This is a genomic window from Enterobacter sp. PL_is511 (assembly GCF_055816065.1).
In genome coordinates, this window is the sequence record NZ_JBVPGP010000014.1 from 161,240 (window position 1) to 173,501 (window position 12,262).

A 12,262-nucleotide genomic window follows, 5' to 3' on the forward strand; every position below is an offset into this window, starting at 1 on the left:
TCCCGGCGTGTTATTCAGCCTGCAGCATCGCTTCCAGCTGTTCCTGCGCGTCGAGCCACGCCATTTCGCACTCTTCGAGGCTGGATTTGGTCTTCGCCTGCGTTTGCAGGCAGTCCGTCAGCTCAGCCTTGCGGCTCTGGTCATACAGACCGCTGTCGCCGAGCTTCTCTTCAACAGCGGCAAGCGTGGCGTTGAGTTTTTCCATCTCTTTTTCGAGACGGGTAATCTCTTTACGCAGCGGCTGCGTCTGGGTGCGCAGCTCCGCTTCACGACGCTTCTGGTCTTTACGTGCCTGCGCGCTGTTGGCGTTGTCTTTCGCCGACTCCTCCGGTTGGTTCTCCTGCTTCTGCACGTCCGTCAGCCACTGCTGGTAATCTTCCAGATCGCCGTCGAACGGTTCGACTTTGCCATCGTGCACTAAGTAGAGATCGTCCGTGGTGGAGCGGATCAGGTGACGGTCGTGCGAAACCACCACCAGTGCGCCTTCGAACTCAATCAGCGCTTCGGTCAGCGCCTGACGCATATCGAGATCCAGGTGGTTGGTCGGTTCATCGAGCAGCAGCAGGTTCGGGCGCTGCCAGACGATCAGCGCCAGCACCAGACGGGCTTTTTCACCGCCCGAGAAACGCTCGGTGTTTTCGGTGACCTTATCGCCCTGGAAGCCGAAGCCGCCGAGGTAGTCGCGCAGCTTCTGCTCCATCTCCTGCGGCGCCAGACGCGCGAGATGCTGAATCGGGGATTCATCCGCGCGTAAAAATTCCAGCTGATGCTGGGCGAAGTAGCCAAGCTTGATGCCCTTCGCCAGGCCGATTTCACCGCTGACCGGGCTAAGCTCGCCCGCCAGCAGCTTGATTAGCGTCGATTTACCGGCGCCGTTACGCCCCAGCAGGCCAATGCGCGAACCCGGCACCAGGTTGAGCTTGATGGAGTCGAGAATAATGCGGTCGGCATAGCCCGCGCTGACCTTCTCCATCTTCAGCAGCGGGTTCGGCAGACTTTCCGGCTCGCGGAAGCTGAAGTGGAACGGGTTATCCACGTGCGCCGGGGCAATCATCTCCATGCGTTCCAGCATCTTGATGCGGCTCTGGGCCTGCTTGGCTTTTGAGGCTTTGGCCTTAAAGCGATCCACAAAGCTTTGCAGGTGCGCCACGCGCTGCTGCTGGCTTTCGTACATGGACTGCTGCTGGGCAAGGCGCGTCGCGCGCTGGCGCTCGAAGGAGCTGTAGTTGCCGGTGTACTCGAACATCGTTTGTTGTTCGATATGAATGATTTTATCCACTACCGGGTCGAGGAAGTCGCGGTCGTGGGAGATCAGAATCAGAGTGCCCTGATAGCTCTTGAGCCACTTCTCCAGCCAAATAACCGCATCGAGATCGAGGTGGTTGGTCGGTTCATCGAGCAGCAGCAGGTCAGAGCGACAGATCAGCGCCTGCGCCAGGTTGAGGCGCATGCGCCAGCCGCCGGAGAAGTCGCTGACCGGGCGTTCCAGCTGTTCATTGCTGAAGCCCAGGCCGTGAAGCAGGCTGGAGGCGCGGGAGCGGATGGTCCACGCGTCGATAGCGTCCAGCTTGCCGTGAACGGTGGCGATGGCGTGACCGTCGTTGCGCTCGTTAGCGGCGTTAAGTTCCGCCTCGAGCTTACGGTATTCACGGTCGCCGTCGATAACATAGTCGAGTGCCGGTTCGCTCAGCGCCGGCGTCTCCTGGTTTACCCAGGCGAGCTGCCAGTTCCCCGGGAAGGTAAAGTTACCGCCATCCGCGCTAATCTCGTTTTTCAGTAGTGCCAGCAGGGTGGATTTACCACAGCCGTTTTTGCCGACCAGGCCCACTTTTTGGCCCGGGTTGATGGTAGCAGTGGCGTTATCCAGCAGGACGCGCACGCCGCGACGAATTTGTAACGAGGAGAAAACAATCATAGAAGCGCCGTATGTTCCGACTATGTTAATTTGTCATTATGATAATGTAAGGTGTGGGCCATTTTCCGCACCGGGCCGCCATGGTAGCCCAAAACAACGACGATACACAAAAACAGAAACAAGACCGGGAGGGGAATGATGTCTCAGACAGCAAAAGTGCTGCTGCTGTATGCCCATCCGGAATCTCAGGACTCGGTGGCAAACCGGGTGCTGCTTAAGCCGGCCACACAGCTCAGTAACGTGACGGTGCACGATCTCTACGCGCACTATCCTGATTTCTTTATTGATATTCCTTACGAGCAGGAACTGCTGCGTCAGCATGACGTGATTGTGTTCCAGCATCCGCTTTATACCTACAGCTGTCCGGCGCTGCTCAAAGAGTGGCTGGACCGCGTGCTGAGCCGGGGCTTCTCCAGTGGGGTGGGGGGCAACCAGCTGGCGGGAAAGTACTGGCGTAGCGTGATTACGACCGGTGAACCCGAAAGCGCTTACCGCCACGACGGGCTGAACCGTTATCCGATGAGCGACATTCTGCGGCCTTTCGAGCTGACGGCGGCGATGTGCCGTATGCACTGGATGAGCCCGATTATTGTCTACTGGGCCCGACGTCAGGATCCGAAAGAACTGGCCAGCCACGCCAGAGCCTATGGTGAATGGCTGGCGTCACCGATTCCGGCAGGAGGTCGTTAATGGAAGGATCGAATTTGCTCCTCGCCGGGGTGCTGTTTTTATTTGCTGCCGTCGTCGCGGTGCCGCTTGCTGCGCGTATTGGTATCGGTGCAGTACTGGGGTATCTGCTGGCGGGGATCGCGATTGGCCCCTGGGGACTGGGATTCATCAGCGATGTAGATGAGATTCTCCATTTCTCCGAACTGGGCGTGGTGTTCCTGATGTTCATCATCGGGCTGGAACTGAATCCTTCGAAGTTGTGGCAACTCCGACGCTCTATCTTTGGCGTGGGCGCCGCGCAGGTGATGTTCAGCGCCGCGATCCTGGGTGGCCTGTTAATGCTGACCAACTTTTCATGGCAGGCGGCGGTGATTGGCGGGATAGGCCTTGCGATGTCGTCGACGGCGATGGCGCTGCAGCTGATGCGCGATAAAGGGATGAATCGCAACGAAGCCGGCCAGCTCGGCTTTTCGGTGCTGCTGTTCCAGGATTTGGCAGTCATCCCGGCTCTGGCGCTGGTGCCGCTGCTGGCGGGGTCCGGCGATGACCACTTTGACTGGGCGAAAATCGCCATGAAGGTGCTGGCCTTCGCGGGCATGCTGATTGGCGGTCGTTTCCTGTTACGTCCCGTATTCCGCTTTATTGCCGCGTCGGGCGTTCGCGAGGTATTTACCGCTGCGACGCTGCTGCTGGTGCTGGGGTCGGCGTTGTTTATGGACGCGCTGGGGCTGTCGATGGCGCTCGGGACCTTTATCGCGGGGGTGCTGCTGGCGGAGAGCGAGTATCGGCACGAGCTGGAAATTGCCATCGATCCCTTTAAAGGGTTGCTGTTAGGCCTGTTCTTTATTTCGGTGGGGATGGCGCTCAACCTTGGCGTGCTCTATACCCATCTTCTGTGGGTTGTGGTGAGCGTGGCCATCCTGGTGGCGGTGAAAACGCTGGTGCTGTATGTCATGGCGCGCATTTACGGCTTACGCAGTTCGGAACGCATGCAGTTTGCCAGCGTGTTAAGCCAGGGGGGCGAGTTCGCGTTTGTGCTGTTCTCTACCGCCTCCTCCCAGAAGCTGTTTAAAGACGATCAGATGGCGCTTTTGCTGGTAACGGTCACGCTGTCGATGATGACCACGCCGCTGCTGATGAAGCTGGTGGATAAACTGCTGTCGCGCCGCCTGAATCCCACTGACGATGAAGACGAAGCGCCGTGGGTGGAAGACGACAAGCCCCAGGTGATCGTGGTGGGCTTTGGCCGCTTTGGACAGGTGATCGGGCGTTTGCTGATGGCGAACAAAATGCGCATTACGGTGCTGGAGCGCGATATCAGCGCGGTTAACCTGATGCGTAAATATGGCTATAAGGTTTACTACGGCGACGCGACCCAGCTTGAGCTGCTGCGCTCGGCGGGGGCAGAGGCGGCAGAGTCCATCGTCATTACCTGTAACGATCCGGAAGACACGATGAAGCTGGTAAATCTCTGCCAGCAGCATTTCCCGCATCTGCATATTTTGGCGCGTGCGCGGGGACGTGTTGAAGCTCACGAATTATTGCAGGCGGGTGTGAAACACTTCTCCCGTGAGACGTTCTCCAGTGCGCTGGAGCTGGGGCGCAAGGCGCTGATCTCGCTCGGCATGCATCCGCATCAGGCGCAGCGCGCCCAGATGCACTTCCGCCGGCTGGATATGCGGATGCTGCGCGAGCTGATGCCGGTCCATACCGATACGGCGCAGATCTCCCGCGTGCGGGAAGCGCGTCGCGAGCTGGAGGAGATCTTCCAGCGCGAGATGCAGCAGGAACGACGCCAGCTCGATGGCTGGGATGAATTTGAATAAAGGGTAACGAAAGATGGCTGTACGTAAACGCTTTATTGCGGGTGCAAAATGCCCGACCTGCCAGGCGCAAGATACCCTGGCGATGTGGCGGGAAAATAATATTGATGTTGTTGAGTGTGTTAAGTGCGGTCACCAGATGCGTGAGGCCGACAAAGAGGCCCGCGATCACGTTCGCAAAGAAGAGCAAGTTATCGGGATTTTTCATCCGGACTAGCGATATGCCCTGAGTTTTTTTAAGCTAAAGGGTACACAGGTGCAGATTTCCGCTACAATCTGCGCCAGCAATTTTCCCACGCTCAGGAGATATCATGAAAGTAGCAAAAGACCTGGTGGTCAGCCTGGCCTATCAGGTACGTACAGAAGACGGTGTGTTGGTTGATGAGTCTCCGGTGAGTGCGCCGCTTGACTACCTGCATGGTCACGGTTCCCTGATTTCCGGCCTGGAAAACGCGCTGGAAGGTCATGAAGTTGGCGACAAATTTGACGTTGCTGTAGGCGCGAACGACGCTTACGGTCAGTATGACGACAACCTGGTTCAGCGCGTTCCTAAAGACGTATTCATGGGCGTTGACGAACTGCAGGTTGGCATGCGCTTCCTGGCTGAAACTGACCAGGGCCCGGTTCCTGTTGAAATCACCGAAGTGGAAGATGACCACGTCGTGGTTGACGGTAACCACATGCTGGCTGGCCAGAACCTGAAGTTCAACGTAGAAGTTGTTGCGATCCGTGAAGCGACCGAAGAAGAGCTGGCTCATGGCCACGTTCACGGTGCGCACGGTCACGACCATGACCACGATCACGGCCACGACGGCTGCTGCGGTGGTCACGGCCACGACCATGGTCACGACCACGATCACGGTAAAGGTGGTTGCGGTAACGGCGGCTGCGGTTGCCACTAATTCCGTCATGCGGAAAATAAAAAAGCGGGATAATCCCGCTTTTTTTACGCCTCAATAATGAGGAGGTGGCGTCTCTTCTGACTGAGAGGCAATGTTTGACGGCTGCGTGGCCTTCAGCTTTTCCGTCAGCAGGCGCATATGATCCCGCAGTTTTGCCATTTCGAGCTCATGTGCGGTCACGGTCTGGTTTAGCTCTTCGATGGTGATGTCCTGAAAAGCCAGGCGGCTTTCCAGCTCAGCCATTCTCGCTTCTAATGTTGTATCCTTCATCATTCACCTCGTTTATTTCAGATTCGCCATATTGGTCCTGCGGCGGCGCAGTTTAACCGAGTTTATCCTTAAGTACAGTCCGCATCCCCTTGGCAGGAAACTTATTTAAACAAAAATAGTCTGAAAAGTGGCGAGAATTGGAAGTGTCTGTCTGTAGATTTCTTCCGCAACGTTTTATAGTACGTAACTCATTTACGTTTAACGCTGGGGTGAGAGTCCCCAGGCCCTGGAGATATGGATGAAATCACTGTTTAAAGTAACGCTGCTGGCGACGACGATGGCTGTTGCGCTGAACGCGCCGCTGTCATTCGCTGCTGATACTGCTGCGAAGCCTGCTGCCACTGCAGACAGCAAAGCGGCGTTCAAAAATGACGACCAGAAATCCGCCTACGCACTGGGCGCATCTCTGGGCCGTTACATGGAAAACTCTCTGAAAGAACAAGAGAAACTGGGCATAAAACTGGATAAAGCTCAGCTGATCGCGGGCGTTCAGGACGCATTTGCAGATAAGAGCAAGCTGTCTGACCAGGAAATTGAACAGACTCTGCAGGCGTTTGAAGCGCGCGTGAAGGGTGCCGCGCAGACTAAGATGGACGCGGACGCTAAAGACAACGAAGCGAAAGGCAAAGCCTACCGCGACACCTTTGCTAAAGAGAAGGGTGTGAAAACCTCTTCGACTGGCCTGGTGTACAAAGTTGAGAAAGAAGGCACCGGCGATGCGCCTAAAGACAGCGACACCGTTGTTGTGAACTACAAAGGTACGCTGATCGACGGTAAAGAGTTCGATAACTCTTACACCCGCGGTGAGCCGCTCTCCTTCCGTCTTGATGGTGTGATCCCGGGCTGGACTGAAGGCCTGAAAAACATCAAGAAAGGCGGCAAGATCAAGATGGTTATCCCACCGGATCTGGCCTATGGCAAAACCGGCGTGCCGGGTATCCCTGCCAACTCTACGCTGGTCTTTGACGTAGAGCTGCTGGACATCAAACCAGCACCGAAAGCGGATGCCAAGGCAGACGCGCCGGCTGACGATAAAGCCGCTGCTGCTAAGAAGTAATGCTGAAAAAAAACCGCCGCCTTTAAGGCGGCGGTTTTTTATTGTGGGGCAGATATAATTAACACTGGAAAGCGTTAGGCACGCTGTATTAATTTAGTTGTCCGTGTAGATAATGAGCCTGCCCTGAAAACCTAACGACAGGCTCCTGAAAAGGAGTGTTTTTTTCATGTCCAGGTCGCTTTTAACCAACGAAACCAGTGAACTTGATTTGCTGGATCAACGTCCTTTCGATCAGACCGACTTCGATATTCTGAAATCCTATGAAGCGGTAGTGGACGGGTTAGCGATGCTCATTGGCTCCCACTGCGAAATCGTATTGCACTCCCTGCAAGATCTGAAGTGCTCCGCCATCCGTATTGCGAATGGTGAGCATACTGGCCGTAAAATTGGTTCGCCAATTACCGACCTTGCATTGCGTATGCTGCATGACATGACCGGCGCGGACAGCAGCGTCTCCAAATGCTATTTCACCCGCGCCAAAAGCGGCGTGCTGATGAAATCAGAAACCATCGCGATTCGAAACCGCGAGCATCGTGTTATTGGACTGCTGTGCATCAACATGAACCTTGATGTGCCATTCTCGCAAATCATGAGCACCTTTATTCCACCAGAAACGCCGGACGTTGGCTCTTCTGTTAACTTTGCCTCCTCCGTTGAAGATCTGGTGACGCAGACGCTTGAGTTTACGATTGAAGAGGTGAATGCCGATCGCAACGTCTCGAACAACGCCAAGAATCGTCAGATCGTGCTCAATCTCTATGAAAAAGGGATTTTTGATATTAAAGACGCCATCAACCAGGTGGCCGATCGTCTGAACATCTCCAAGCACACGGTCTACCTCTATATTCGTCAGTTCAAAAGCGGCGATTTCCTGGGACAAGACAAGTAATGCGTTTTGCGTTAATGGTGACAGGCCCGGCGTACGGGACTCAGCAGGCCAGCAGCGCGCTGCAGTTTGCGCATGCGCTACTGGCGGCTGGACATGAGCTGGCGAGCGTCTTCTTCTATCGGGAAGGGGTGTATAACGCGAATCAGTTTACCTCACCGGCGAGCGATGAGTTCGATCTGGTGCGCGCCTGGCAGGCATTAAACGAAAAGCAGGGCGTAGAACTGCACATCTGCGTGGCGGCGGCACTGCGCCGCGGGGTGGCCGATGCAACCGAAGCCGCGCGTCTTGGTTTATCGGGTTCTAATCTGCAGCCCGGTTTTTCGTTAAGTGGTCTGGGTGCACTGGCACAGGCGGCATTAACCTGCGACAGAGTGGTGCAATTCTGATGAAGCGCGTGGCATTTGTTTTTACGTCTGCGCCGCACGGCAGCGCTTCCGGCCGCGAAGGGCTGGATGCGTTACTTGCGACGTCCGCGCTGACCGAAGATATCGGCGTCTTCTTTTTGGGGGACGGGGTGTTTCAGCTTCTGGCGGGTCAGCAGCCACAGGCCATTCTGGCGCGGGATTACATCGCGACCTTCAAAGTGTTGCCGCTGTACGACATTGAAAACCTTTATGTCTGCGCCGACTCGCTGGCCGCTCGCGGTTTAGATGAGAAGACGCCTTTCGTGCTGGATGTGACCGTCCTGTCTTCTGCTGCATTGCGCGAACACCTTTCCCACTACGACACCGTTCTGACTTTCTGAGGCCGACATGCTCCATACTCTGAGCCATTCACCGTGGCAATGTGATATCGACGCGTTACTGAGTATGCTGCGCGAAGGTGACGATCTGCTGCTGATTCAGGACGGCGTGCTTGCCGCACTGGAAGGCAGTCGTTTCGTTGAAATTCTCACGAACGCCCCCATAACAGTCTCTGCGCTGAAAGACGATCTGGATGCGCGGGGTCTTTCTGGTCAAATTTCAGCCAAAATTGACGTGGTTGGCTATACTGATTTCGTCAATCTTACTGTGACGCACGCCAGTCAAATGAACTGGTGATCTGAGATCGCTGTATATTTCTTGACACCTTTTCGACGTAGCCCTAAAATTTCGCGTCCTCATATTGTATGAGGTCGATTTATTACGTGTTTACGAAGCAAAAGCTAAAACCAGGAGCTATTTAATGGCAACAGTTAACCAGCTGGTACGCAAACCACGTGCACGCAAAGTTGCGAAAAGCAACGTGCCTGCGCTGGAAGCCTGCCCGCAGAAACGTGGCGTATGTACTCGTGTATATACCACCACTCCTAAAAAACCAAACTCCGCACTGCGTAAAGTATGCCGTGTGCGTTTGACTAACGGTTTCGAAGTGACTTCCTACATCGGTGGTGAAGGTCACAACCTGCAGGAGCACTCCGTGATCCTGATCCGTGGCGGTCGTGTTAAAGACCTTCCGGGTGTTCGTTACCACACCGTTCGTGGTGCGCTGGACTGCTCAGGTGTTAAAGACCGTAAGCAGGCTCGCTCCAAGTACGGCGTGAAGCGTCCTAAGGCTTAATGGTTCTCCGTTAAGTAAGGCCAAACTGATTTATCTTAATGTCACACTAAACTCTTTGAGTTTTGGACAATCCTGAATTAACAACGGAGTATTCCCATGCCACGTCGTCGCGTCATTGGTCAGCGTAAAATTCTTCCAGATCCGAAATTCGGATCAGAACTGCTGGCAAAATTTGTAAATATCCTGATGGTAGATGGTAAAAAATCTACTGCAGAAGCAATCGTATACAGCGCGCTTGAGACCCTGGCTCAGCGTTCTGGTAAAAATGAACTGGAAGCTTTCGAAGTCGCTCTCGACAACGTTCGCCCAACTGTAGAAGTTAAGTCCCGCCGCGTTGGTGGTTCTACTTATCAGGTTCCAGTTGAAGTTCGTCCGGTTCGTCGTAATGCCCTGGCAATGCGTTGGATCGTTGAAGCTGCTCGTAAACGCGGTGATAAATCCATGGCTCTGCGTCTGGCGAACGAACTTTCTGATGCTGCAGACAACAAAGGTACTGCAGTTAAGAAACGTGAAGACGTTCACCGTATGGCAGAAGCCAACAAGGCGTTCGCACACTACCGTTGGTAATCCCTTCGGAGTATTAGTCACCAGGCGGGCGCTTCAGAGAAGCCGCCCGCTCTGGGTAACTTAACTGAACGCCTAAAGATATAAACGAGGAATCAAATGGCTCGTACAACACCCATCGCACGCTACCGTAACATCGGTATCAGTGCGCACATCGACGCCGGTAAAACCACTACTACCGAACGTATTCTGTTCTACACCGGTGTAAACCACAAAATCGGTGAAGTTCATGACGGCGCAGCCACCATGGACTGGATGGAACAGGAGCAGGAGCGTGGTATCACCATCACCTCCGCAGCGACTACTGCATTCTGGTCAGGTATGGCTAAGCAGTACGAACCGCATCGCGTAAACATCATCGACACCCCAGGGCACGTTGACTTCACCATCGAAGTAGAACGTTCCATGCGTGTTCTTGACGGCGCGGTAATGGTTTATTGCGCAGTTGGTGGTGTTCAGCCACAGTCTGAAACCGTATGGCGTCAGGCGAACAAATATAAAGTTCCACGCATCGCGTTCGTTAACAAAATGGACCGTATGGGTGCTAACTTCCTGAAAGTTGTTGGTCAGATCAAAACCCGTCTGGGCGCGAACCCTGTTCCGCTGCAGCTGGCAATTGGTGCTGAAGAAGGCTTCACCGGCGTTATCGACCTGGTGAAAATGAAAGCCATCAACTGGAACGATGCAGACCAGGGCGTTACCTTCGAATACGAAGATATCCCAGCTGCAATGCAGGACCTGGCTGACGAATGGCACCAGAACCTGATCGAATCCGCTGCTGAAGCTTCTGAAGAGCTGATGGAGAAATACCTGGGTGGTGAAGAACTGACTGAAGAAGAGATCAAAAAAGCTCTGCGTCAGCGCGTTCTGAACAACGAAATCATCCTGGTAACCTGTGGTTCTGCGTTCAAGAACAAAGGTGTTCAGGCGATGCTGGATGCGGTAGTTGACTACCTGCCATCCCCAGTTGACGTTCCTGCGATCAACGGCATCCTGGACGACGGTAAAGATACCCCGGCTGAGCGTCACGCAAGCGACGAAGAGCCATTCTCTGCACTGGCGTTCAAAATTGCTACCGACCCATTCGTGGGTAACCTGACCTTCTTCCGCGTTTACTCTGGTGTGGTTAACTCCGGTGACACCATCCTGAACTCCGTGAAAGCGGCGCGTGAGCGTTTTGGCCGTATCGTACAGATGCACGCTAACAAACGTGAAGAGATCAAAGAAGTTCGTGCGGGCGACATCGCTGCAGCTATCGGTCTGAAAGACGTGACCACTGGTGACACCCTGTGTGACCCGGATCACCCGATCATTCTGGAGCGTATGGAATTCCCAGAGCCGGTAATCTCCATCGCAGTTGAACCAAAAACCAAAGCTGACCAGGAAAAAATGGGTCTGGCTCTGGGCCGTCTGGCGAAAGAAGACCCATCATTCCGCGTATGGACTGATGAAGAATCTAACCAGACCATCATCGCTGGTATGGGTGAACTGCACCTGGACATCATCGTTGACCGTATGAAGCGTGAATTCAACGTTGAAGCGAACGTGGGTAAACCTCAGGTTGCTTACCGCGAAGCGATTCGCGCGAAAGTTACCGACATTGAAGGTAAACACGCTAAGCAGTCTGGTGGTCGCGGTCAGTACGGTCACGTTGTGATCGACATGTACCCACTGGAGCCGGGCTCTAACCCGAAAGGTTACGAGTTCATCAACGACATCAAAGGTGGTGTAATTCCTGGCGAATACATCCCAGCCGTTGATAAAGGCATCCAGGAACAGCTGAAAGCGGGCCCTCTGGCTGGCTATCCGGTTGTTGACATGGGTGTTCGTCTGCACTTCGGTTCTTACCACGACGTTGACTCCTCTGAACTGGCGTTTAAACTGGCTGCGTCTATTGCCTTTAAAGAAGGCTTTAAGAAAGCAAAACCAGTTCTGCTTGAGCCAATCATGAAGGTTGAAGTAGAAACTCCTGAAGAGAACACCGGTGACGTTATCGGTGACTTGAGCCGTCGTCGCGGTATGCTGCGTGGTCAGGAATCCGAAGTAACTGGCGTTAAGATCCACGCTGAAGTTCCGCTGTCTGAAATGTTCGGATATGCAACTCAGCTGCGTTCTCTGACCAAAGGTCGTGCATCATACACCATGGAATTCCTGAAGTATGATGATGCGCCTAACAACGTTGCTCAGGCCGTTATTGAAGCCCGTGGTAAGTAATCCACAGGATTAAAACCTAAGTCCCGTGCTCTCTCCACAGGGGAGAGCACTATAGTAAGGAATATAGCCGTGTCTAAAGAAAAATTTGAACGTACAAAACCGCACGTCAACGTTGGTACTATCGGCCACGTTGACCATGGTAAAACTACCCTGACTGCTGCAATCACTACCGTTCTGGCTAAAACCTACGGTGGTTCTGCTCGTGCATTCGACCAGATCGATAACGCACCAGAAGAAAAAGCACGTGGTATCACCATCAACACTTCCCACGTTGAATATGACACCCCGACTCGCCACTACGCACACGTAGACTGCCCAGGCCACGCCGACTATGTTAAAAACATGATCACCGGTGCTGCGCAGATGGACGGCGCGATCCTGGTTGTTGCTGCGACTGACGGCCCAATGCCTCAGACTCGT

15 protein-coding genes are annotated in these 12,262 nt (G+C 54.2%); 13 read left to right on the forward strand and 2 right to left on the reverse strand.

The window, feature by feature from the left end; translation table 11 throughout:
* Window positions 1-10: 10 nt before the first annotated feature.
* Complete coding sequence (locus tag AC0TN7_RS02715; protein WP_061716387.1) at window positions 11-1,915, reverse strand: ABC transporter ATP-binding protein; 1,905 nt, start codon at window positions 1,913-1,915, stop codon at window positions 11-13.
* Window positions 1,916-2,053: 138 nt separating this feature from the next.
* Between AC0TN7_RS02715 and kefG the strand changes: the two genes are divergently transcribed.
* From kefG to slyD, 4 genes are all read left to right on the forward strand, one after another.
* Window positions 2,054-2,605, forward strand: a complete 552-nt coding sequence (gene kefG, locus AC0TN7_RS02720) for a glutathione-regulated potassium-efflux system ancillary protein KefG (protein ID WP_014885493.1) — start codon at window positions 2,054-2,056, stop codon at window positions 2,603-2,605.
* A complete protein-coding gene (kefB, locus tag AC0TN7_RS02725; RefSeq protein WP_473701818.1) occupies window positions 2,605-4,410 on the forward strand; it encodes a glutathione-regulated potassium-efflux system protein KefB in 1,806 nt (601 codons plus the stop codon). The genes kefG and kefB overlap by 1 nt, the downstream gene beginning before the upstream one ends.
* 13 nt (window positions 4,411-4,423) lie before the next feature.
* Complete coding sequence (locus AC0TN7_RS02730; protein WP_010436300.1) at window positions 4,424-4,624, forward strand: YheV family putative zinc ribbon protein; 201 nt, start codon at window positions 4,424-4,426, stop codon at window positions 4,622-4,624.
* A gap of 94 nt (window positions 4,625-4,718) precedes the next feature.
* A complete protein-coding gene (slyD, locus tag AC0TN7_RS02735) occupies window positions 4,719-5,309 on the forward strand; it encodes a peptidylprolyl isomerase (RefSeq protein WP_024907947.1) in 591 nt (196 codons plus the stop codon).
* Between the two features lie 51 nt (window positions 5,310-5,360).
* On the opposite strand, the gene AC0TN7_RS02740 is transcribed toward slyD, so the two are convergent.
* A complete protein-coding gene (locus tag AC0TN7_RS02740) occupies window positions 5,361-5,579 on the reverse strand; it encodes a protein SlyX (RefSeq protein ID WP_262751852.1) in 219 nt (72 codons plus the stop codon).
* A 238-nt stretch (window positions 5,580-5,817) separates the two neighbouring features.
* Between AC0TN7_RS02740 and fkpA the strand changes: the two genes are divergently transcribed.
* From fkpA to AC0TN7_RS02785, 9 genes are all read left to right on the forward strand, one after another.
* Window positions 5,818-6,636: an FKBP-type peptidyl-prolyl cis-trans isomerase gene (gene fkpA / locus AC0TN7_RS02745; RefSeq protein ID WP_023309460.1), complete on the forward strand. Its 819-nt coding sequence runs from the start codon at window positions 5,818-5,820 to the stop codon at window positions 6,634-6,636.
* Between the two features lie 166 nt (window positions 6,637-6,802).
* Complete coding sequence (locus AC0TN7_RS02750) at window positions 6,803-7,525, forward strand: helix-turn-helix transcriptional regulator (protein WP_003861697.1); 723 nt, start codon at window positions 6,803-6,805, stop codon at window positions 7,523-7,525.
* Complete coding sequence (gene tusD / locus AC0TN7_RS02755) at window positions 7,525-7,911, forward strand: sulfurtransferase complex subunit TusD (RefSeq protein ID WP_024907949.1); 387 nt, start codon at window positions 7,525-7,527, stop codon at window positions 7,909-7,911. Before AC0TN7_RS02750 ends, tusD begins: the two co-directional genes overlap by 1 nt.
* A complete protein-coding gene (gene tusC, locus AC0TN7_RS02760; RefSeq protein ID WP_024907950.1) occupies window positions 7,911-8,270 on the forward strand; it encodes a sulfurtransferase complex subunit TusC in 360 nt (119 codons plus the stop codon). Before tusD ends, tusC begins: the two co-directional genes overlap by 1 nt.
* A gap of 7 nt (window positions 8,271-8,277) precedes the next feature.
* Window positions 8,278-8,565, forward strand: coding sequence for a sulfurtransferase complex subunit TusB (gene tusB, locus AC0TN7_RS02765; RefSeq protein WP_024907951.1), 288 nt, complete (start codon window positions 8,278-8,280; stop codon window positions 8,563-8,565).
* A gap of 124 nt (window positions 8,566-8,689) precedes the next feature.
* A complete protein-coding gene (gene rpsL / locus AC0TN7_RS02770; protein WP_000246815.1) occupies window positions 8,690-9,064 on the forward strand; it encodes a 30S ribosomal protein S12 in 375 nt (124 codons plus the stop codon).
* A gap of 96 nt (window positions 9,065-9,160) precedes the next feature.
* Window positions 9,161-9,631: a 30S ribosomal protein S7 gene (gene rpsG, locus AC0TN7_RS02775; protein ID WP_004106370.1), complete on the forward strand. Its 471-nt coding sequence runs from the start codon at window positions 9,161-9,163 to the stop codon at window positions 9,629-9,631.
* A 96-nt stretch (window positions 9,632-9,727) separates the two neighbouring features.
* Complete coding sequence (gene fusA, locus AC0TN7_RS02780) at window positions 9,728-11,842, forward strand: elongation factor G (protein ID WP_008503004.1); 2,115 nt, start codon at window positions 9,728-9,730, stop codon at window positions 11,840-11,842.
* Window positions 11,843-11,911: 69 nt separating this feature from the next.
* The coding region (locus tag AC0TN7_RS02785) for a GTP-binding protein (RefSeq protein ID WP_171048787.1) at window positions 11,912-12,262 on the forward strand (351 nt) is incomplete at its 3' end.